This window comes from Streptomyces sp. NPDC034103, assembly GCF_055575395.1.
Window position 1 is genome coordinate 130,346 of sequence record NZ_JBVISS010000018.1, and the last position, 20,088, is coordinate 150,433.

17 protein-coding genes are annotated in these 20,088 nt (G+C 73.0%); 7 read left to right on the forward strand and 10 right to left on the reverse strand.

Going from position 1 to position 20,088, the window contains the following annotated elements; translation table 11 throughout:
• Positions 1-12: 12 nt before the first annotated feature.
• The gene (locus tag ACZ56U_RS34200; RefSeq protein WP_469087808.1) at positions 13-1,764 is read right to left on the reverse strand and encodes an FAD/NAD(P)-binding protein; all 1,752 of its coding nucleotides are present in this window, start codon (positions 1,762-1,764) and stop codon (positions 13-15) included.
• A complete protein-coding gene (locus tag ACZ56U_RS34205) occupies positions 1,761-2,615 on the reverse strand; it encodes an amino acid ABC transporter permease (RefSeq protein WP_469087809.1) in 855 nt (284 codons plus the stop codon). Before ACZ56U_RS34205 ends, ACZ56U_RS34200 begins: the two co-directional genes overlap by 4 nt.
• Before the next feature lie 355 nt (positions 2,616-2,970).
• Between ACZ56U_RS34205 and ACZ56U_RS34210 the strand changes: the two genes are divergently transcribed.
• Complete coding sequence (locus tag ACZ56U_RS34210) at positions 2,971-3,915, forward strand: ABC transporter substrate-binding protein (RefSeq protein ID WP_469087810.1); 945 nt, start codon at positions 2,971-2,973, stop codon at positions 3,913-3,915.
• Positions 3,916-4,114: 199 nt separating this feature from the next.
• On the opposite strand, the gene ACZ56U_RS34215 is transcribed toward ACZ56U_RS34210, so the two are convergent.
• Positions 4,115-5,275: a DUF5685 family protein gene (locus tag ACZ56U_RS34215; protein ID WP_469087811.1), complete on the reverse strand. Its 1,161-nt coding sequence runs from the start codon at positions 5,273-5,275 to the stop codon at positions 4,115-4,117.
• Between the two features lie 289 nt (positions 5,276-5,564).
• Here ACZ56U_RS34215 and ACZ56U_RS34220 point away from each other — a divergent pair, with 289 nt between their 5' ends.
• A complete protein-coding gene (locus tag ACZ56U_RS34220; protein ID WP_391240554.1) occupies positions 5,565-6,005 on the forward strand; it encodes a cell division protein SepF in 441 nt (146 codons plus the stop codon).
• A gap of 49 nt (positions 6,006-6,054) precedes the next feature.
• Here the strand turns inward: ACZ56U_RS34220 and ACZ56U_RS34225 are convergent, their stop codons facing one another.
• Positions 6,055-7,245, reverse strand: a complete 1,191-nt coding sequence (locus tag ACZ56U_RS34225; protein WP_469087812.1) for an acyl-CoA dehydrogenase family protein — start codon at positions 7,243-7,245, stop codon at positions 6,055-6,057.
• Between the two features lie 89 nt (positions 7,246-7,334).
• On the reverse strand, positions 7,335-8,930 hold the full coding sequence (locus ACZ56U_RS34230; protein WP_469087813.1) for an MFS transporter: 1,596 nt from the start codon (positions 8,928-8,930) through the stop codon (positions 7,335-7,337).
• Positions 8,931-9,191: 261 nt separating this feature from the next.
• Between ACZ56U_RS34230 and ACZ56U_RS34235 the strand changes: the two genes are divergently transcribed.
• On the forward strand, positions 9,192-10,535 hold the full coding sequence (locus tag ACZ56U_RS34235; protein ID WP_469087814.1) for a hypothetical protein: 1,344 nt from the start codon (positions 9,192-9,194) through the stop codon (positions 10,533-10,535).
• A 237-nt stretch (positions 10,536-10,772) separates the two neighbouring features.
• Positions 10,773-11,783, forward strand: coding sequence for a phosphatase PAP2 family protein (locus ACZ56U_RS34240; RefSeq protein ID WP_469087815.1), 1,011 nt, complete (start codon positions 10,773-10,775; stop codon positions 11,781-11,783).
• A 93-nt stretch (positions 11,784-11,876) separates the two neighbouring features.
• Here ACZ56U_RS34240 and ACZ56U_RS34245 read toward each other — a convergent pair whose 3' ends face one another.
• The 4 genes from ACZ56U_RS34245 to ACZ56U_RS34260 all read right to left on the reverse strand — a co-directional run bounded on the left by ACZ56U_RS34245 (position 11,877) and on the right by ACZ56U_RS34260 (position 15,481).
• On the reverse strand, positions 11,877-12,092 hold the full coding sequence (locus tag ACZ56U_RS34245; RefSeq protein ID WP_469087816.1) for an I78 family peptidase inhibitor: 216 nt from the start codon (positions 12,090-12,092) through the stop codon (positions 11,877-11,879).
• A 394-nt stretch (positions 12,093-12,486) separates the two neighbouring features.
• A complete protein-coding gene (locus ACZ56U_RS34250) occupies positions 12,487-13,527 on the reverse strand; it encodes a helix-turn-helix transcriptional regulator (RefSeq protein ID WP_469087817.1) in 1,041 nt (346 codons plus the stop codon).
• Positions 13,528-13,656: 129 nt separating this feature from the next.
• Positions 13,657-14,949: an ABC transporter substrate-binding protein gene (locus ACZ56U_RS34255; RefSeq protein ID WP_469087818.1), complete on the reverse strand. Its 1,293-nt coding sequence runs from the start codon at positions 14,947-14,949 to the stop codon at positions 13,657-13,659.
• Complete coding sequence (locus ACZ56U_RS34260) at positions 14,918-15,481, reverse strand: MTB12 C-terminal domain-containing protein (protein ID WP_469087819.1); 564 nt, start codon at positions 15,479-15,481, stop codon at positions 14,918-14,920. Before ACZ56U_RS34260 ends, ACZ56U_RS34255 begins: the two co-directional genes overlap by 32 nt.
• A 109-nt stretch (positions 15,482-15,590) precedes the next feature.
• Here ACZ56U_RS34260 and ACZ56U_RS34265 point away from each other — a divergent pair, with 109 nt between their 5' ends.
• The 3 genes from ACZ56U_RS34265 to ACZ56U_RS34275 are packed head-to-tail and all read left to right on the forward strand — an operon-like array spanning position 15,591 to position 19,353.
• A complete protein-coding gene (locus tag ACZ56U_RS34265; RefSeq protein WP_469087820.1) occupies positions 15,591-16,061 on the forward strand; it encodes a hypothetical protein in 471 nt (156 codons plus the stop codon).
• Entirely contained in the window at positions 16,061-18,673 is a 2,613-nt protein-coding gene (locus ACZ56U_RS34270; RefSeq protein WP_469087821.1) for an ABC transporter permease subunit, read from the forward strand. Before ACZ56U_RS34265 ends, ACZ56U_RS34270 begins: the two co-directional genes overlap by 1 nt.
• Positions 18,670-19,353, forward strand: a complete 684-nt coding sequence (locus tag ACZ56U_RS34275; protein WP_469087822.1) for an ATP-binding cassette domain-containing protein — start codon at positions 18,670-18,672, stop codon at positions 19,351-19,353. Before ACZ56U_RS34270 ends, ACZ56U_RS34275 begins: the two co-directional genes overlap by 4 nt.
• Here the strand turns inward: ACZ56U_RS34275 and ACZ56U_RS34280 are convergent.
• Entirely contained in the window at positions 19,286-19,903 is a 618-nt protein-coding gene (locus ACZ56U_RS34280; protein ID WP_469087823.1) for a transglycosylase family protein, read from the reverse strand. The two genes, ACZ56U_RS34275 and ACZ56U_RS34280, sit on opposite strands and share 68 nt — an antisense overlap.
• Positions 19,904-20,088 lie beyond the last annotated feature (185 nt).

A 20,088-nucleotide genomic window follows, 5' to 3' on the forward strand; every position in this document is an offset into this window, starting at 1 on the left:
CGGTAGGAGGTCTCAGGCAGCCGCACGGGCGACGAGGGCGCTCAGGAACGACAGGGCCGCACGTGCCGTCGCGTCGTTCTGCCGGAACGCGGGGCCGCCGGTGCGCGGCCGGGTGAAGGCTCCGGAGGTACGGCCTTCGGTGAAGGGGCCGAGCGCGAAGCGCCGGGGGTGCGGACGGCCGTCCCGATCGACGATCCGCCCGTCGACGGGATCGACCCGGAGCAGCCCGTCGGGCGTCTCGTCGGCGCCGTCGGCGTGCAGTGCGCGCAGCAGGCTGTCGCGGGCCCTGCCGACGGTGGGCTCGGGAAGCCGCGCCTCCACCAGCGCCCGCGCCTCCACGAAGGCGCCCGGCACGGTGGCGCTCGTCGCCCGGAACACCCCTTCCTCGGCGCGGACGTTCATGTCGGCGCCGACGAACCTCACCACTCCGGCCCGCGACAGGGCCAGGAGCTGCCGCAGCCGCGGCCCGGGCGGTCCGGAGGCCAAATAGCTGAAGAAGCCGTGCCACCACGGCCCGGCGTCACCGAGCCGCACCAGCTGCCCGTACACCGAGAGCAGCCCGAGGAACACCGCCAGGTCCGGGCTGTGCGCCGGACTGTGACGCCGGGTCAGGTCCCGCTCGACGTACTCCCGCAGCCCGGCCTGGAACTCCTCGTGCGAGCCGTACCGCGCCCTCTCCAGCGGACGGTCGAGCGCGGCCAGGTCCAGCCGGTCGGCGGGGTCGGGCACGGCGGACGCGACCAGCTCCCCGACGCCCGTACCGGCCGCGTACCTCTCCTCGAAGTCCGGCCAGGCCATGGCCGTCCGTTCGGGGTGGGCGTGGAAGAGCCGGTGGTAGTGGGCGAAGCCCAACTCCTTCTCGATCAGCGGCCACACGTCCCGCCGGAAGTCGAAGCCGGACGGCCGGGCCAGCAGCGCGTCGACCTCGGCGGGCCCGAAGAACCGCGGCAGCGGCGGCCGTTCACCGGTCCACTCGTAGCCGATCTTCGAGTGGTACGGCACTCCGCGCCGCGAGCCGACGTACAGCACCGGCTCCTGCCCCGAGGGCACGTAGACGTCACCCTCGTACCGTCCGCCGCGCCCCTCGGTGAGCAGCACCATCAGGTCGACGAAGGCCAGCCCGAACCCGCGGACCAGGACGGGCCGGCCGGGCTCGAGCGCGGACAGGTCGCTGTCGGCGGTGAAGTCGGGCGGCAGGTGGACCAGGCCGTGTTCGTCGGCATGGGCCGCCAACTGGCCTTGCTCCTCGTCCAGTTCGGCGTCCAGGTGGCCGAGGGTGAGTACCACGAGGTCGGCGAGCAGGGGCCGGGGGCGGCCCTCCAGCCACACCTGCTGACGTCCTTCGCGGGGACCGCCGACGCGCAGGGCCCGCCGGGGGTGGTGGTGGACGCGGACTCCGTCGGGCAGCGCGGCCACCGCCTGCTCGTGGACCCAGCGCAGATAGGCGCCCTGGAGCTGCCGGTCGGCGAAGGCGGCGCCTTCGATGCCGGCCCACTCGTGCAGGGTGGGACCGGGGCGGACGGGTCCCGCCATGGCCACCGTCTCGTCGGTGAACATGGTGATGTCCTCGGCGTGGGAGTTCATCCACAGCAGCGGGGACTGGTCGGCCCGCCAGATCCGTCCGGCGCCGGGCGGGTGCGGGTCCACGAGATGGATGTCGAGGCCCGAACCGCCGTACAGCTCGGGCGCGTTGGCGGCGATCCGCTCGATCAGGCCGGTCCCTCGCGGTCCGGCGCCCACGATCACCAGCGAGTGCCGCGTCATCGCGCCCGCTCCGAACCGCGCGCGTAGTACCGCTCCACGTAGTACTGGCCGACGCCGAGCACCGAGGTGACGAGGGTGTACCAGACAGTGGCCACCATCAGCAGCGGGATGACCTGGTAGGTGCGGTGGTAGACGAGCTGCACCGAGTGGAGCAGGTCCTGTACGGCGATGACGCTGACGATGGAGGTGCCCTTGAGGGTGCCGATCAGCATGTTCCCGGCGGGCGGCACGATCGAGCGCATCGCCTGCGGCAGCACGATCCGCCACCAGCGCCGCCATCGGCTCAGTCCGAGCGCCTGCGCGGCCTCGATCTGGCCGCGGTCGACGGAGAGGATGCCACCGCGCACCACCTCGGCGGCGTACGCGGCCTCGTGCAGGGTGAGTCCGATGACGGCGACGGTGACCGGCCCGAGCAGGTCGACCGTCCGCACCCCGAACACCCGCGGGTACAGCGCCCCGATGTTGAACCACAGCAGCAGCTGGACCAGGATCGGGATCGACCGGAACAGCCAGACGTATCCCCAACTGACGCTTCTGAGGACCGGGTTGGCCGACAGCCGGGCCGACGCGAGCAGCGCGCCCAGCACGAAGCCGAGCGCCATCACGACCGCGGTCAGCCACAGGGTGAGCCACAGTCCGCGCAGCACGGCGGCGGTGGTGAAGTACTCGGCGACGACGTCCCACTGGAACGCGTCGTTGCGCAGGACCGAGTCGAGCGCGAGGACGAGCAGGACGAGGACGGCGACGGCGGCCGCCCACTGGCCGAGGCGGCGCTGCGGGACGATGCGCAGGGAGGCCGCGTTCTCGGGTATCTCCGGTGCGGGTGCTTTGGCGAGGGTGTCGGAGGACATGCGAAGGCTCCGGGAAGTCGAGTCGGTGATGAACTCGGATGGATGCCTTCACACGGATGCGGCCGAGCCCCTCAGCAGGGCCGCCTTGTGAGACTACGGGGCCGTTTCCCCTCGCTGTCAAGGCTGTCCGTACTGTGAGCCGGACGTCTCAAGTCGGTTGACGCACAACCGGATGCCTGTTCCACTAACCCCATGCATTCGCAGCAGTGGCTGGTCACGCGCTCCCACATCGACTTCGGTCGTGTGTGGTCCTCTTCCTGTTGAGCCGACCCCCTTTCGCTGCCTTTTTCTTCTTCGCCTTCACACGCGCCCTCCCCTCACCCAGCGCTTCTCGCTCCCAGGAGACCCTCCTGCCATGCGCACACCTCTGCGTGCCCGAAATGCCCTCATGGCGCCGTTCGTTCTCATCACCGCCGGGACGCTGTTCCTCACGGCGTGCGGCTCCGGTACCGACGACACGGTGAACGCCGCGGCCCGGTCCGACGAGATCCCCACCGCCGACGTCGTCTCCGCGATCCGCAAGGACCCGGCGGCCGCCGGGCTGCTGCCCCCCGGCGTCCGGAGCCTCACCCTCGCCGTCAGCATCTCCGGCCAGCCGCCCGGTACGTCGATCCTGGACGACGGCAAGACGCTGGCCGGCCAGGACGTCGACTTCGCCCAGGCGGTCGCGAAGGTCCTCGGCGTCGAGCTGAAGACCCGTCAGGCGAGCTTCGAGGCGATCCTGCCGGCCCTGGACAGCGGCAAGTACGACCTCGGCGTCGGCAACTTCGGTGTCACCGACGAGCGCCGCAGGACGATCGACTTCGTCACCTACATCAACGACGGCCAGGGCTTCGCCACCCGTGAGGACAGCGACCTGAAGAAGGTCACCGACCTCCGGCAGCTGTGCGGCCTGAACGTCGCGACCAGCGCGGGCACCACCTTCGAGGCCACCCTGGAGGAGAACAAGCACGTCTGCGCCGACGCCGGCGAGAAGGCGTACCAGGTGCAGACGTACAGCGAGCAGGGCGCGATCTGGTCCTCGCTCCAGCAGGGCCGCAGCGATGTGGTGATGTCCACCATCAACGGCCTGCGCTACGCGGTCGCCCACCAGGAGGGCGTGACGTTCCTGGGCGAGTTCCACCGTCTGGACGTGGGCTTCGCCTTCGACAAGGGCACGAAACTCGCGCCCGCCTTCCAGGCCGCGGTGAACAGGCTGATCGCGGACGGGACGTACGCCGAGATCCTGAAGAAGTGGGGGACGACGGGCTCGGCGATCACCAGGTCCGAGATCTCACCGCCGGAGCTGAAGGACTCCTAGGGGCCGCCGGACAAGACAAGCCGCGCGACGGCCACGGCGAACCCGCGGCCCCTCAACAAGCCGCGCGCCCGATGACAGCGAGCCCGCGCCCCCCGAACAAGCCGCACGACCGGGCCACGGCGAACCCGCGCCCGAACAAGCCGCACGACCGGGCCACGGCGAATCCGCGGCCCCCGAACAGCCGCGCCCCCACGGCGGATCAGCAGTCGCACCCGCAGTCGCAGCAGTCGCACCCGTCACCGCAGCACGAGCAGCAGTCACAGCAATCGCAGCAGTCGCCGCAGTCGCTCTGGTTGCACAGCCCTTCCCTGCGCTGCCGGGTCCACGGGTCCTCGAACTCGCCGCAGCACATCTGGCACGTGCAGGCCAGGCCCAGCCACACCGCACACCCCGCGAGCAGCCCGCGCCGGTCCCGGCGGGGCGGCTCCGGGGGCGGCGGGAAGCCCGGACCGCCCGGGCCGGGAGGCGCGTAGGGGTGCGACAGTTCGCCGCCGTGTCCGCAGGAGGCGGTGCCGAAGGCCCGGTCCACGGACGTCCGCAGCTCGTGCACCAGCAGCACGTGCGCCAGCTTCGGGTCGCCGAACTCGGCCTCCCGCAGCGCGAGCCGGATGCCGTGCACGGCGTCGTCGGCGAGCCGCCGGGCCTCCGCCAGGGAGGTCCCGGTCGCGGTCAGTGGGTTCCACGCCCCCGCCGCGGCGTCGGACTCCCGGTCCTCCACGGCGTCCAGCAGATGCGCGAGCCGCCCGAAGAGGCGCCCGGCCTCGGCGAGCGGCGCGGCGTTGCCCGGCCGTCCGGCGAGGACCGCGGTGTGCGCGAAGGCGGCTGCGGTGGCCGTCTCGGTCGGCTCGGTGACGGTCAGGATCGGGGTGCCGGGCCCGGCGAGGGTCTCGATGCCGAGCTGCCGGTCCACGGCGTCCACGAGCACGGCGGTGTCGAACCCGACGGCGAGACCACCGCGGGCCCCCGCCGCACCCCAGCTCGACGCGACCCGGCGGGCCGCGAGCGCCACCGGCTTGCGGGCCAGCAGCCCGTCGCCGTCGGCGACATGGTCACGGACCTTGGCGGAGGCGAGCACCAGCGAGACGGCGGCCGACAGGCGCGCGCCCTCGCCGTCCGCGACGGAGGCGGTGCGCATGCCGCGCAACGGGCACGGGCCCGCCGTCCGCCGTCCGCCCGCGTCCCGCGGGGCCTGAGCCTCCGTCAGAACCGATATGAGCAGACCGTCATAGTTGGTGACGATCCGCGCGAATTGCCCGTGATCCTTGCGCAGCGCGAGACACAACCCGCACAAATGCGCCATCCACTGGGTCTTGAGGCTCTCCCCGAGCCGATGCCGGCAGGGCCTGACGATTCCGAACATGACGATCCCCCGTGGTCAGTACGACGTTGAGCGGCGGCATCGTATCGGTCCGTCGTTCACCCGTACGCCCCGACCGTCACCCATACGCCGTGAAGAATCATATTTCACTCACAGTCAGCAGCCGTTTGGGGAACGGCCCTTGTGAAACGCGGGCCCTCGACGTATGCGCTGTGCACCAGTACCGTCACAAACCCCCCGCGCGGCGTCTATCCACATGGCGCGTCATCCGCATCATGGATGACGATAGGGATACGTAAAGAGAGAAAGACCGCTGTGAGAGGAGGCGTCCATGGGATCGGTGCGCAAGGCGAGTGCCTGGCTGGGCCTCGTTGACGACAACGATGACGAGCGTTACTACGACGACGACGGCTACTCCGAAGGAACCGAGCCCGGGGATGCCTGGGTCACCGACCCGCGGGTCAAGGTGGCCTCGGACGTCGCCGAGGAGAAGGGCCGTCGCATCGGCACGGTCACCCCCGACAGCTTCCGGGACGCGCGCGCCATCGGCGAGCTCTTCCGGGACGGGGTCCCCGTCATCATGAACCTGACCGCGATGGAGGCGACCGACGCCAAGCGCGTCGTCGACTTCGCAGCCGGCCTGATCTTCGGCCTCCGCGGTTCCATCGAGCGCGTGTCCACACGCGTCTTCCTGCTGACCCCCGCCCACACCGAGATCGTGAACGGCGCCCCGGCCGCGCACCGCACGGACGGCTTCTTCAACCAGAGCTGAGGCAGGGCCGCTCACCGGCCCTGCCCCCGCGCAGGGTTACCGAGAGGCTTTACCGGAACGCGTCGAGTCCGGTGAGCGCCTTGCCCAGAACCAGTTGATGCATCTCGACGGTGCCCTCGTAGGTGAGCACCGACTCGAGATTCGTCGCGTGCCGCATGACGGGGTACTCCAGGGAGATCCCGTTGGCACCGAGGATGGTGCGCGAGGTCCGGCAGATCTCGATCGCCTCCCGTACGTTGTTCAGCTTGCCGAAGCTGACCTGCTCCGGACGCAGCCGCCCGGCGTCCATCCGCCGCCCGAGGTGGTGGGCGAGCAGGATCCCCTTGTGTAGTTCGACCGCCATGTCGGCGAGCTTGGCCTGGGTGAGCTGGAAGCCGCCGATGGGCCGCCCGAACTGCTCCCGGGACTTCGCGTAGTCCACGGCCGCCTCCAGACAGGACCGCGCCGCCCCCATCGCCCCCCAGACGATCCCGTACCGGGCGTGCGACAGACAGCTCAGCGGGCCCTTGAGCCCGACGACCTCCGGCAGCACCGCGTCCGCCGGCAACCGCACGTCGTCCAGGACGAGTTCGCTCGTCACCGAGGCACGCAGCGACCACTTGTGCTTGATCTCCGGTGCCGAGAACCCGGCCACGTCGGTCGGCACGACGAACCCGCGGATGCCGTCGTCGGTCTGCGCCCACACCACGGCGACCCCGGCGACGGACCCGTTGGTGATCCACATCTTGCGCCCGTTGAGCACCCAGTCCGTGCCGTCCTTCTTGGCGTACGTCCGCATGGAGGCCGGGTCGGACCCGTGGTCGGGCTCGGTCAGCCCGAAGCACCCGATGACCTCCCCGGCCGCCATGCGCGGCAGCCAGTTCCGCTTCTGCTCCTCGGAGCCGAAACGGTGGATGGCGTACATGGCGAGGGAGCCCTGCACGGAGACGAGGGACCGGATCCCGGAGTCGGCGGCCTCCAGCTCCAGACAGGCGAGCCCGTACTGCACGGCGCTGGCCCCGGCGCACCCGTACCCGTCGAGCGACATCCCGAGCGCCCCGATCCCGCCGAGCTCGCGGGCGAGTTCCCGGATGCCGGGCAGCTCGCCGCTCTCGTACCAGTCGGCGACGTACGGCAGGACCCGGTCGGCCGCCCAGGACCGCACGGTGTCCCGGACGGCGAGGTCCTCCGGCTCCAGCAGGTCGTCGATGCCGAGCGGATCGGCCGGATCGAACGGGGGCAGCTTCACGGACGCGGACATGGGGCACCCTCCGGCAACTGAAAACTAGCAGCGCTAGTCACGACTCTCCGGCCGACGTTACGGGTGCAGTCTCGCGCACGTCCAGTACCTCAGGCGGAGACGCGGGACTCCGCGACTTCCCGGGGCGCGGGCACCTCGACCGTCATCGGCTCGCAGCTCATGGCCCGCGGCAGCCGCAGCGCCATCACCGCGCCGAGCAGCAGCAGGCCCGCGCTGACCAGCAGCGTCACATGCAGACCGTGCACGAAGCAGTCCCGCGCGGTGCGGCGCAGGGTCTCCCCGGCCGATCCGCCGAGCCGCGCCGCGACCTCGTAGGCCTCGCCCAGTGAGTGCCCCGCCCGCGCCGAGTCGGCGGCCGGGACGCCCTGCACCGAGGAGAGCCCGGGGGCGTACGCCGCGTTCATCACGCTGCCGAGGAGCGCGATGCCGATCCCGGCACCGAGCTGGTAGGAGGTCTCGCCGATCGCCGCGGCCCCGCCCGCCTGCTCCGGCGGTGCCTCGCTGAGCATCGACTCGTAGGCCCCGAAGAGCGTGACCTCCAGACCGAAGCCCAGCAGGACGAAGCCGGCGAGCAGCAGGGGCGTGTTGTCCTCGCCGCCCATCGCCATGAGGGTCAGCACGGCGACCGCCGTCAGGAGGAAGCCGAAGCAGACCATCCGGCGCGGGCCGAACCGCCGCAGCAACCGCGCACCGGCGAGCCCGGAGGCCATGGCCGCGATGGTCAGCGGCAGCAGCCGCAGTCCCGTCTCCAGCGGGGACAGGCCCAGCACCAGCTGGAGGTACTGCGCCGCGATCAGCTCCAGGCCCACCAGCGCGAGCATCGCCAGCACGATGCAGCCGACGGAGGTGCTGAAGGCCGGGCGGGAGAACATCCGGAGGTCGACGAGGGGATGCGTGCGGCGCCGCTGCCGACGGACGAAGAGGACCAGCAGGGCGGCGCCGACCAGCAGGGGCAGCGCCGTGAGCCCGTCGAGCTCGCCGCTGCCGAGCCGCTTCACGCCGAGGACCAGGCCGAAGAGGCCCGCGGCGGCCGTCAGCGCGCCGACCACGTCCCAGGGGCCCTCGGCGGTGCCCTTCGACTCGGGCAGCAGCAGTCGGCCCACCGGCAGGCTGACCAGCATCAACGGGATGTTGACGAGGAAGACCGAGCCCCACCAGAAGTGCTCCAGGAGGAAACCGCCGAGCAGCGGGCCGACGGCCGCGCCGACCGCGGCGACCGCGCTCCAGATGCCGATGGCGAGGGCGCGCTCACGCCGGTCGGGGAAGACCTGGCGAAGGATCGAGAGCGTGGCGGGCATGATCATCGCGCCGCCGACGCCGAGCAGGGCGCGGGCCACGATCAGCACCTGGGCACTGTCGGCGAGGGCGGCCATGCCGGAGGCGACGCCGAACAGGGCGTAGCCGAGCAGGAGGATCCGTCTGCGGCCGACACGGTCGCCGAGCGTGCCGAAGAGGATCAGCAGCGAGGCGCAGACAAGGGGGTAGACGTCGACGATCCAGAGCAGTTCCACCGCGCCGGGCGTGAGGTCCTCGGTGACCGCGGGCACGGCCACGTGCAGCACGGTCGCGTCGACCGCGACCAGCAGCAGGCTCACACAGAGGACGACGAGGACGACCCAGCGGTCGGCACCGGCCCCGGCCGCCCGACGGCGCAGCGCGGCGGCGACCGTGGAAGTCCCGGACATGTACGTACCTCCCAGATGTTCCCTCGCGTTCGGCGGGCACACGGGGTGGGGACTCCCCGTGATCTCGGCCGGAGGAGCGGTGGACTCCGGCCCGCGCAACGAAGGCGAGTGACACGTCAGCGTACGCGAGTTCACCCGTCGGCCAAGTGGTGGACCTCTCACACTCCGCGGAGAACACGTGTGGCGTACGCCACTGCCGTCCCGTACCGCACATGCCGTGGAGCGGCCGTGCGGTGCGGCGCGCCGTCGATAATCGGACCCGTGACCGATCTTGAGACGCGCGCCGTGCCGCGGGAGAGCGCCCTGCGGCGTGCCGCCCCGGCCCTCCTCGGGTACGCGGCCGTCCGCGCGCTCGGCCTGCTCGCCCTCGCGCTGTGGAGCGCGGCACGCGACAAGAGCGCGTACACGCTGCTGACGGCCCGCTGGGACTCCCTCTGGTACACCAGGGTGGCCGAGCTGGGATACGGCTACGAGGTGCGCCTGCCCAACGGGGACGTCCACTCCAACCTGGCCTTCTTCCCCCTGCTGCCGTGGCTGGAGCGGGGCCTGGCGGCCGTCTCCCCGCTGTCGGCCGCCGACGCCGGCTTCGTCGTCAGCCTGCTGGCCTCGCTCGCGGCGGCCTGGGGCGTCTTCGCGGTCGCGGACCATGTGTACGGCCGCAGGGCCGGGGTCTGCGCGGTGCTGGTCTGGGCGGTGCTGCCGGTCGGGATCGTGCAGTCGATGGCGTACAGCGAGTCGCTGTTCACCGCTCTCGCCGCGTGGTCGCTGTACGCGGTGCTGACGGGCCGCTGGGTGCTCGCGGGCACCCTGGCGTCGCTGGCCGGCCTGACCCGGCCGGTGGGGCTCGCGGTGGTGGCGGCGGTGTGGGCGGCCGGGATCGTGGCGTTCCGGCGGGACCGGGCGGCCGCGAGCACTCCCTCGCCGGAGCCGGAGCGCACCGGCGCGAGCACTCCCTCGTCCGGGCGGGGGCGAAGCGCGGCACGGGCGGACGGCGCGAGCGCCGGGGAACGCGCCCCGGCTCCGGCGATCGCGGCGCGGGACGGGCGCACCACGACAGCGGACGGCGCGCACATCCCGTCCAGCGCCCCGGTGTCCGGCGGCGGACGCCCCCTCGAGCGCGCCCTCGGCATGCTCCTCGCGCCCCTCGGCGCCGCCGCGTACGTCCTGTGGGTCGGCCACCGCACCGGCCAGGGCCCCCTCGGCTATCTCGACGTCCAGGCCGGCTGGCGCAACGGCTTCGACGGCGGGTACGCCTTCGCGCGGTTCGTCGGCGAGAAGTTCGCCTCCTTCCCCTCCGCCCTCGCCGGCGTGGGCCTGATCATCGGGGTCGGGCTCGTCGTATGGCTGTACGTCGTCGGCGTACGGCAGCGTCAGCCGCTGCCGCTGGTGGTGTACGCGGGTGTCGTGACCGCGCTCGCCCTGTGCGCGTCGAGCTACTTCGGCTCGAAGCCGCGCCTGCTGCTGCCCGCCTTCCCCCTTCTGTTCCCCCTGGCCCTGGCGCTGGCGCGGCTGCGCACGTCCCGGGCGGCTCTGGTGGTGTGCGGTGTCGCCGTCGCGTCGGCCGTGTACGGCGCGTTCTGGCTGAACGGCTCCGGCCCGCCATGATCGACGCGCGGGGTCCGATGAGCGCCCGGATAATTCCGCCCCATCATCCGGTGAACGAATTCATAAGCGGCCATAAACCGGAACCCGGACGATCAAAGGAATTGAAGGGGGGAGTCGGCCCGGATAGTGGATTCCTCGGAAATAAACCTCTCCCTGAGAGGAATCCCACATCACATCGTCATCACAAAGCCGTGGATTCGCCGGGCATCCCACCTCACTCGCTGTAACGTCGATTGGGTGCGTACCGAACGAAACCTCACCCGTCTGGACCGGGTGTTCACCAGGCTGGACCGTGAGCCGGAACGACCGGCTCACCTCGACATGCCGAGGATGTCCCGGCACCGCATCGCGCTGATCGCCGGAGGCCTCGCCTCCTACCTGGCGATCGTGTGGCTCGTGGTCGACACCTCGTGGCTGGTCCGCCTGGACTGGCAGGTCATGTTCTTCCGGCCGTACCAGCAGTGGGCGGAGATCCACTGGTTCGTCGACTACTACGTGGTGCTCGGCCAGCGCGGCCCGACCGCGGTGATGGTCGCGTCCTGGCTGGGCTGGCGCTCCTGGCGGCAGCACACCCTGCGCCCGCTGCTCACGCTGGGGGCCTCACTGCTGCTGCTGAACATCACCGTCGGCGCCGCCAAGCTCGGCATGGGCCGGCTCGGCCCGCACTACGCGACCACCATCGGCTCGAACGAGATGGGTCTGGGCGGCGATATATTTCCCAGCGGCCACACCGCGAACGCGGTGGTGACCTGGGGCATCCTGGCCTATCTGGCGTCCACCCCGAGAGCCCGCAGATGGCTGTCCGCCGTCTCCGCCGTGACGTCCCTCGGGGTCGGCCTCGCCACCGTCTACCTCGGTACGCACTGGCTGAGCGACGTGCTCCTCGGCTGGGTCGCGGGGCTGCTGATCCTGCTGGCGCTGCCGTGGTGCGAGCCGCTGATCGCCCGCGCCGAGACCGCCGTCTTCGATCTGCGCGACCGCTGGCGGGCCCGCCGGGCGGCTCCCGCGACGGTCCAGCCCGTCGAGGTCCCGGTGTCGCTCAAGCCGCGCACCCCGGCCTCCCAGAGCGAGCCCGCGGCCCGCTCGCCCCGGACGCCCGCCCATCTGGCCCCGGGCCCGCACACGGCCCGCTCGGAGCGCACCCCGGTCACCCCGGTCGGCAGTCGCCGGCCGCCCCACCCTCACCCCCACCCCGACCGCGGCGCCCGCGGTACGACCTCGGCGGCCCGCCCCCTGACAGGCGGCTAGCCGGCGGACAGCGGGGACGGTACGCACACACCCGCAGCGACGGCCCCGGTTCCTCTCCAGGAACCGGGGCCGTCGTCGTCTCCGCGACCGGTGTCAGCCCTTCCAGGCCCGGGCCACGTGACCGTCCTTCACCTCGAAGTTCAGCCGGCCCGCGCGGTACTCCATGGTGATGATCGCCCCCGGCGGCAGCGAGCGCACGCTCGACCAGCCCTTGTCGCGGGCGAGCCGCTCGGCCCGGTCGGAGTCCAGGCCGACGTACGCGTCCGGGTTGTCGTGGGGTTCGGCGGGTGGTGTCGGTATGGGTGCCATACCGACACGCTAGGCCCTGTCCGCGGGGCGGGGCCAGGAATCAGGACACGGTGGGTCACTGATCCCCCTCCGGTCACGCTTCTGTCACAGGATGCCGACAGCCGTTTCCACCGAACTCCGTCACACGTACGGGCGGTTCCCCAGGCCTTCCGCCCGCCCTCGCCCGTAATTCCCCTATGCCGGAGCCGCTCTCCGAATAACGGCACGGAAAGGGCCGGGAGACATACCGCCGGAGCCTTTTCATTCCCGCTCGAAGGGGGTTCGCGGGACCTGACATCTCGTAGGAAAAGCACGGGTCAGGCACAGAATCACCGCACTCCCCCATCGCGACGATCCCGGGGCTACGGCCACTCCCCGGAGCGGCCGACCCCCTGCCCGCCGCCGCGGCAGACCGTCACGACGCCGCCCCGGATCCGCTCCGAGCCCCCGGCGTCCGACCCGCGCCCTCCCGCGTACGCGGCCGGGATTCCGCGGCCCGCGCCAGGGAGCGGGCGAGCCGGTCGTGGGCCGTCCTGATCGCCTCGGTCAGCTCGGCGGGCTCCAGCACCTCGAACTCGAAGCCCGTCATCATCACGTGGATCACCATCACGTCGAGGCTCGCGGCCCCGGTGCGCAGCACGCAGGCGTCCGGGCCGTCGGCCTCCAGCTGTCCGGAGCTCGGTGAGATCTTCTCGGCCGCCTCCTCGATCGGCACCAGGAGCCGCACGACGGCCTGCGCGGCGTACGCGCGCGTGGAGACGCCCCGGGAGACGAATGCGGCGAGGTCCTCGGCGGGCGGTGTGCGGGGCGTGAAGCGGGGTCCGTGCGGCGGTCTGGGGGTGATGCGGTCGACCCGGAAGGTCCGCCAGTCGTCGCGGTCGAGGTCCCAGGCGACCAGGTACCAGCGGCGCTCGGTGCACACCAGGCGGTGCGGTTCGACGCTGCGGCGGGTGGGCTCGCCGTGATGGCTGCGGTACTCGAAGCGCAGGCGCTCGGCGTCCCGGCAGAGATGGGCGAGCTCGGTCAGCACGGCCGGGTCCACCGGAGAGGCCTGGGGGCCGCGCAGCATCGGCACGGTGAAGGCGGTGAGGGCGCCCACCCGGCGGCGCAGCCGGCTCGGCAGGACCTGCTCCAGCTTGGCGAGGGCCCGTACGGAGGTCTCGCCGATGCCCTCGATGCCCTGTCCGGCGGCCGTGCGCAGCCCGACGGCCACGGCGACCGCCTCGTCGTCGTCCAGCAGCAGCGGCGGCAGCTCGGCGCCCGCGCCCAGCTGATAGCCGCCTCCGGTGCCGGGGCTGGCGTTGACGGGATAGCCCAGCTCGCGCAGTCGGTCCACGTCCCGGCGCACGGTGCGCGGGGTGACGCCGAGGCGTTCGGCGAGGTCGGCGCCGGACCAGTCGCGGTGGGCCTGGAGCAGCGAGAGCAGACGCAGGAGTCGTGCCGAGGTCTCCAACATGACCTTGAGTCTGGCAGGCCTTGCGGACAGTCGCTGTCCGCAAGGGTTACTTCGCCGCCCTGGAGGTACCGGATCTGCTGGCCGGCGACGTCCGGGAGTTCTTCGGTTCGCTGCGCTGAACCGGGTGGTTCAGTAGGGAAGTTGCGGGACGTCGAAGCAGGTGCTGTCCATGTCGCCCTGCGAGACCCAGCCCGTGCCGTCCCGCCACCGGGCCACCGACAGACACGTCCTGCGGGTCGTCGGTGGCTCGGCCAGCCGCTCGAACCGGACGGGGAGCAGCAGGCCGTCCGCGGTGTAGTCCTCGCCGCGGTTCATGAAGTCGTCCACGCACGCGCGCGTGACGCCGCTCTCCGTCCTCGCGCAGTGCTCGGCGGCCCGTGTGAACCACATCGCGGCCGCCCACCCCTCCAGTTGCCACTGCGAGTGGGTCTCCAGGCCCTCGGTCGCGTCCCGGAACGCACGGACGGCCTTGTGGCCGGTGTCCTCGTGGTTGCGGCTGGATCCGGTGGCCCACAGGGCGTTGCGGCAGGTCGGGGAGTCCTTGTAGACCTCGGGGACGGCGGAGCTCCAGTTCTGCACATGGGTGACCTTGGCGGTGATCCGGACGCCGACGTCGTCCATCGCCTCGCACAGCCGGGCGTTGCCGTGCGCGTCGATGGCGTCGAAGACCAGGTCCACGCCCCGCTCCTTCAGGTCGGCGGCCACGGCACGGAAGTTGGGCAGCGCGAAGTCGACCTGCTCGCCGACCACCTGGTACCCCTCGGCCTCCAGACCCCGCTCGACGAGCCGGGCGTAGGCGGCCGAGGCGGCCTGGTTGTACGAGACGACGGCGGCCGTACGCGCCCCGTGCTCGCGCTTGAAGTACCGGTAGACCTCGGTGCCGCCGTACTGTCTGCCGTCCCAGCCCTTGGTGCCGTCGCGGGGCGCGAGACTGCCGTAGACGCCGTACAGGTGCGGATAGGTGTCGTAGGCGGCCCCGATGGGCTGGCCGCCGATGTCGGGCACGCGCGCGCGGGAGACCCGGGAGGCGCCCGCGTAGTCGAGGGCGGTGGTGGCGACCAGGGCCACCACCTCGTCCTCGTCGATCAGTTGGTGCACACAGGTGTTGTTGCCGACGCCGCTGCCCCCGTCGTCGCACTCGCGGACCTCCACCCGGCGCCCGTCGATGCCGCCGCGCGCGTTGAGCCGGTCGAACCAGGCCTTCGCCCCGTCGCGGGGGTCGACGAAGGTGTCGCCGCCGACGGGGCTGGTGACGCTGGTGACGATGCCGACGCGGATCGGGGTGGCGTTACGCGCGGGTGCCGAGCGCTCCGCGTGCTCGAAGTCGCTCTCCGGCAGCCGGCTGCCGCAGGCCGCGCTCAGGGCGAGCAGCAGCACCGCGGCGACGGCCTCAGCAGCCCGGCAGCGCCGACGCCGACGCATTGCCGCTCAGCTGGACCAGGGCGCACAGCGTGCTGACGGACACCTTCCAGGTGCCGTCCTGCTCGACGGCCGTCCCCTTGGTGTCCGGCAGGGCGGTGGCACCGTTCAGGAGCAGGGTGTACGTCACGGTCGCCTTGGTCGCCGAGCCGAACTCCACCCCGCTGACCTCGGTGTCCACCTGTCCGCCGCGCTTGTCGCCGCTGAAGGCGGCCAGGACGGGCCCCATCTCGTCGCCGTTCTCCAGGACGGCCTGCTTCTGCTCGGTGGAGGTCCTGGGGTCGAAGAACCTCTCCCAGTTCTCCGTGACCTCCTTCTCGGCCGCCGCCCGGTCGGCGGGCCCACCGGCCGACGCGCTCGTGCGCGGCGCGCTGCTCGTCGTCTCCGGGGTCGGCGTCACGGACGGGCTCTCGTTCCCGCCGCTGTCGTCGCCGCATGCCGTGAGGGCCGCGGCGAGGACGAACACCACCGCCGCCGGCCCTCGGCTGCGCTTGCCCCATGTGCGGTCGCTCGCGAGGACCATCTGGCTCACCACCGGGTGTCGGTCCGGGCCGCGTGCGCCCGGTGCTTTCAGGGTCGGCTTCCAGAAGGCATAGTGCAAAAGATTGGCCGACATGGACAGGCACGCGACATGGGGGAGCCAGATGCGGACAGCCCGAGTGCGGACCGTGCACCCCGTCCTGTGGGCCGGCTGGGCCGCGCTCGCCGCGGGCGCGGTGCTGTGCGTCATCGGCTGGTACGGCGTCTCCGGCGAGCGGTACGCCGAGCGGCAGCTGCCGTACCTGGCCTCCTGCACGGTCCCCGGCGCCGCCCTGATCATCGCCGGCGCGGTGCTGCTCACCCACGGCCGGGGCGCCCTGGCCGCCGCGCGCGTGGAGGAGCTGTACGGCCTGCTGGTGGCCGCCGAGCCCGAGGACGACTCCGCGCGTCCCGCCACCGCTCCCCTGGCCGTCAGCGGCGACCTGCTGATGGTGCCGGGCGGCACCCTGTGGCACCGCGCGGACTGCCCGCTGGTCTCCGGGAAGGCCGAGGCCGTACCGGTGGACGCCCAGCGGGTGGCGAGCGGTGACCTGGGCCCGTGCCCCATCTGCGAGCCCGCCGGGGAAACCGGCTGATGTCCTCGCTCACCTACGACCTCACGCTCGCCGGCCTCTCGGTCGGCAGCGCGGCCGCCCTCACCGGAATCGGCCTGATCGTGACGTACCGCGCGACCGGTGTCCTGAACTTCGCGCACGGGGCGATCGCCATGGTGTGCGCGTACGCGCTGCGCGCCTGCGTGGTGGAGTGGGGCTGGCCGCTGTGGGCGGGCGCGACGCTGACGCTGCTGGTCCTGGCACCGGGTCTCGGGGTGGCGCTGGAGCGCTTCGTGTTCCGGCCGACGGCGGTCCTGGGCGGCGACCCGGCGCAGACCCTGGTCGCGTCGATCGGCGTGTTCGTGCTGCTGGTGGGCGGCGCGACGCTGGTGTGGGGGCAGGGCACGCGGGACGACGCGCCGGAGGTGCTGCGGGCGGATCCGTGGGGGCAACTGGCCGTCGTGCTGGTCCTTTCCGCGGCCGTCGGGGCGGTGGTCCGCTGGGCGCGCTTCGGGCGGGAACTGCGGGCCGTGGTCGACGACCGGCAGCTGGCCGTGCTGGGCGGCATCGACGCGGACCGGGTGGCCGCGGCGGGCTGGGCGTTCGGCTCGTTCACGGCGGGCCTGACGGGCGTCCTGCTGGCGCCCCACGTCCGCCTGGACCCGTACGGCCTGCCGCTGCTGGTGATGGAGGTCGTGGCGGTGGCGGTGGCGGCCCGGATGCGCAGCCTGCCGGTCGCCGTGGTCGTCGCGCTGGGCATCGGGGTGGCGCAGAGCCAGCTGACGCGGCTGCATCCGGCGGGCTGGGGCGAGCCGCTGCTCCAGGCGGTCGGGGCGAACCTGTTCGTGGTGGCGCTGCTGGTCGCGGCGCTCGTGCTGCCCCGCGTCGGCACCCGGGACGCCCTGCCGCGCACGGCCTCCGCGCGCGTGCCGACCCCGCCGGGCGCGTGGATCGTGGCGGTGGTGCTGTTCCTGCTCCCGCTCGGCTTCGCGGGCCCGGACCTCCAGACGTCGGTGCAGGTGCCCGCGCTGGGGGTGGTGCTGCTGTCGCTGGTGGTGGTCACGGGCCGGGGCGGCCAGATCTCCCTGGGGCAGGCGGCGTACGCGGGCCTCGGCGCCCTGTTCACGGCCCTGCTGGCGGCCGGCCGCTTCCCCGGACTGCCCCGGCTGCCCGAACTGCTCGCGCTGGCCGTGGCGGTGACGCTGGTGGCCCCCCTGGGCCTGCTGACGGGGTGGCCGGCGATCAGCCGCCGGGGCCTGGCGCTGGCCCTGGCCACCTTCGCGGTGGGCGTCGGGGTGAGCCGCTTCGTCTTCGCGCAGCCGTACGCCACCTCGGGGCTGTCGCTGGGGCGCCCGGCGGGCTTCGACGGTGACCGGGCCTACTACGCCCTGGAGCTGGCGCTGTTGGCGGCGGCCCTGCTGGCGACCCGCCTGCTCCGCACCGGCCGTACGGGCCGGGCGCTGGCGGCGATGCGCGACCACGAGGCGGGCGCGTCGGCGGCGGGCGTCCGGGTGCCGTCCCTGAAACTCCTGGCGTTCGTCGCGGGTGCCGCGCTGGCCGCCCTCGGCGGCGGCATGCTCGGCATGGGCCTGCGCGCCTTCGACCCCGGCGCCTACGACCCCGTCCGCGGCCTGCTGTGGTTCGCCGCGGTGGTGGTCCTGGGCGCCGACAGCACCCTGGGCGCGCTCCTGGCGGCGGCCCTGCTGGTCGGCCTGGACGCGGGGGCGCGAGGCGGGGTGGCGGCGGCTCTGATCGGCGTACTGGCGGTCCTGGTGGGCCGGTTCCCGGGTGGCCCGTACGAGGCGCTGCGGGCGGTGGCGGGGCGGCTGCGACCGCGGCGGGCGGTGCGGCCGACGCCGCTCGGGGAGGCGGTGCGGGCGAGGCTGCGGCCGGCGCGGCCGCGGCCGGCGCGGGTCCCGGCGCCGCCGGTGACCGTCGCCGCGCGCCCGGCGGGGCCACCCGCCCGCACGCTCAGGGCGCGCGGTCTGAAGGCCCGCTACGACGGTTTCACCGCTCTGGACGCCGTCGACCTCGACATCCCGCCCGGCCGGGTCACCGCGATCGTCGGACCCAACGGCGCGGGCAAGAGCACCCTCTTCCACTGTCTGGCCGGCACCCTGACCCCCGCCGGCGGCAGGATTCTCCTCGGCACCCGGGACATCACCGCCCTCCCCGCGCACGCCCGCACCCGCCTCGGGGTCGCCCGCACCTTCCAGCAGCTGTCGGTCTTCCCGTCGTTGACCGTGGCGGACAACGTGCGCGTGGGCGCCGAACAGGGCCGCGTCCCCGATCCGGCGGCCGTCGAGCGGGTCCTTCGGCTGCTCGCCCTGGACGGCCCGGTCCGGGATCTCCCCGCCGCCGGCCTGCCCACCGGCACCCTGCGCCGCACCGAACTCGCCCGAGCCCTCGCCGGCGGCCCGCGCGTGCTGCTCCTCGACGAACCCGCCGCCGGTCTGGACACCGCCGAGGTCGCCGCGCTGGCCCGGGTCCTGAGGGCCCTGGCCGCCGACGGCACGGCACTGCTCGTCGTGGAGCACGACCTCGACCTGGTCGCCGACCTCGCCGACGTCGTGCACGTCATGACGGCGGGCCGCATCGTCGCCTCGGGACCCCCCGCCCACGTCCTCGACACCCTGCGGACGGCCACCCCATGACGACGACCACCCTCGCGCTCCGCCACGCGCGCGTGCGCTACGGCCCCCTGGAGGCCCTGCACGGCGTCACCCTCGCCGCCCCGGGCCCTGGCCTGACCGTCCTGCTGGGCCGCAACGGCAGCGGCCGTACGACGGTCCTGCGCGCCCTCGCCGGCACCGTGCCGCTCTCCGGCGGCGCCGTGGTCTGGGACGGCACCGACGTGACGCGCCTGCCCGCTCACGTGCGCGCCCGGTGCGGTCTGTGCCTGGTCCCCGAGCGGCAGGCGGTATTCGGTTCGCTCACGGTGCGCGAGAACCTGACGCTGGCCTCCCCGTCGTACGGCGCGGCCCTCGACGCCTATCCTCAGCTCGCCGCGTTGCTCGGGCGCCGCGCGGGCACCCTCTCGGGCGGTGAGCAGCGCATGCTCGCGCTCTCCCGCGCCGTGCTGGCCCGCGCGCGCGTGGTGCTCGTCGACGAGCCCACGCAGGGCATGTCCCCCGCGGTCGCGGCCCGCACCTACGAGGTGCTCAGCGGCCTAGACGCGTGCGTGGTCGTCGCCGAGCAGCGGCTGCCGCCCGCGCTGCACGGGCGGCCCGCGCTGGTGTACGAACTGCGCCGCGGCACGGTGGTGTTCAGCGGAGAGGCGGCCGAACTGGCCCCGCCGGCAGGGGCGGACCGAACACGGCCGGGCGCCGGGTAGTGCTCTTGGCGGCCTTCGGGAGCGCCAGGAGCGTGCCCGGGTTCAGCCGGTCCGGATAGGGGCCGATCATGTCCTTGTTGGCCTGGTAAAGCGCCTGCCAGCCGCCCTTGACGCGGTACTTGCGGGCGATCGCGTCGAGGGTGTCGCCGGCTCGCACCGTGTGCATACGGCCCTTGAGCCCGTACCGCTTCGAGCAGACCGGCCAGGCCTCCCAGCCCTGCACGGCCAATACCTTCTGGGCGACGGCGATCTGCTGCTCCCGGGTGGCGAGATCCGCGCGCGGGGCGTACTTCAGCCCGCCGAACGACTCCCAGGTGGGCTGCCAGAACTGGAGGCCGCCGTAGAAGCCGTTGCCGGTGTTGACGTCCCAGTGCCCGCTGCTCTCGCAGAACGCGACACACGACCAGGGCCAGCCGTCGCGGGCGCAGTCGTAGGACACGGGCGCGGGGTTCGGACCGGGGGCCGGGGGTGGTGGGGCCGCGTGGGCCAGGGCGGGTGCTGCGGCGAGCAGACAGGCGGCGAGGAGGAGTTCGAGCGGCTTGCGGTACATCGGCCCATGCTGGGCGGGGCGTCGCGCGGGGCCGTCGAGGCGCGGCGGGAGAGCGGAGGGCCCCACCCGGTCGGCGGACCGGGCGGGCGGGGTGCCGTGCCCGGGAGGGGTGTGGGTGTGCCGGTCACCGTCGCTCGGGTGGTTCGATTCCGTTCGCCCAAGAGCGTGACTCCCGCCGCGGATCG

Excerpts from the sequence above, each read along its gene's own strand:
- ACZ56U_RS34200 (WP_469087808.1), bottom strand. The coding sequence starts at position 1,764 with ATGACGCGGCACTCGCTGGTGATCGTGGGCGCCGGACCGCGAGGGACC.
- ACZ56U_RS34205 (WP_469087809.1), bottom strand. The coding sequence starts at position 2,615 with ATGTCCTCCGACACCCTCGCCAAAGCACCCGCACCGGAGATACCCGAG.
- ACZ56U_RS34210 (WP_469087810.1), top strand. The coding sequence starts at position 2,971 with ATGCGCACACCTCTGCGTGCCCGAAATGCCCTCATGGCGCCGTTCGTT.
- ACZ56U_RS34215 (WP_469087811.1), bottom strand. The coding sequence starts at position 5,275 with ATGTTCGGAATCGTCAGGCCCTGCCGGCATCGGCTCGGGGAGAGCCTC.
- ACZ56U_RS34220 (WP_391240554.1), top strand. The coding sequence starts at position 5,565 with ATGGGATCGGTGCGCAAGGCGAGTGCCTGGCTGGGCCTCGTTGACGAC.
- ACZ56U_RS34225 (WP_469087812.1), bottom strand. The coding sequence starts at position 7,245 with ATGTCCGCGTCCGTGAAGCTGCCCCCGTTCGATCCGGCCGATCCGCTC.
- ACZ56U_RS34230 (WP_469087813.1), bottom strand. The coding sequence starts at position 8,930 with ATGTCCGGGACTTCCACGGTCGCCGCCGCGCTGCGCCGTCGGGCGGCC.
- ACZ56U_RS34245 (WP_469087816.1), bottom strand. The coding sequence starts at position 12,092 with ATGGCACCCATACCGACACCACCCGCCGAACCCCACGACAACCCGGAC.
- ACZ56U_RS34250 (WP_469087817.1), bottom strand. The coding sequence starts at position 13,527 with ATGTTGGAGACCTCGGCACGACTCCTGCGTCTGCTCTCGCTGCTCCAG.
- ACZ56U_RS34255 (WP_469087818.1), bottom strand. The coding sequence starts at position 14,949 with ATGCGTCGGCGTCGGCGCTGCCGGGCTGCTGAGGCCGTCGCCGCGGTG.
- ACZ56U_RS34265 (WP_469087820.1), top strand. The coding sequence starts at position 15,591 with ATGCGGACAGCCCGAGTGCGGACCGTGCACCCCGTCCTGTGGGCCGGC.
- ACZ56U_RS34270 (WP_469087821.1), top strand. The coding sequence starts at position 16,061 with ATGTCCTCGCTCACCTACGACCTCACGCTCGCCGGCCTCTCGGTCGGC.
- ACZ56U_RS34275 (WP_469087822.1), top strand. The coding sequence starts at position 18,670 with ATGACGACGACCACCCTCGCGCTCCGCCACGCGCGCGTGCGCTACGGC.
- ACZ56U_RS34280 (WP_469087823.1), bottom strand. The coding sequence starts at position 19,903 with ATGTACCGCAAGCCGCTCGAACTCCTCCTCGCCGCCTGTCTGCTCGCC.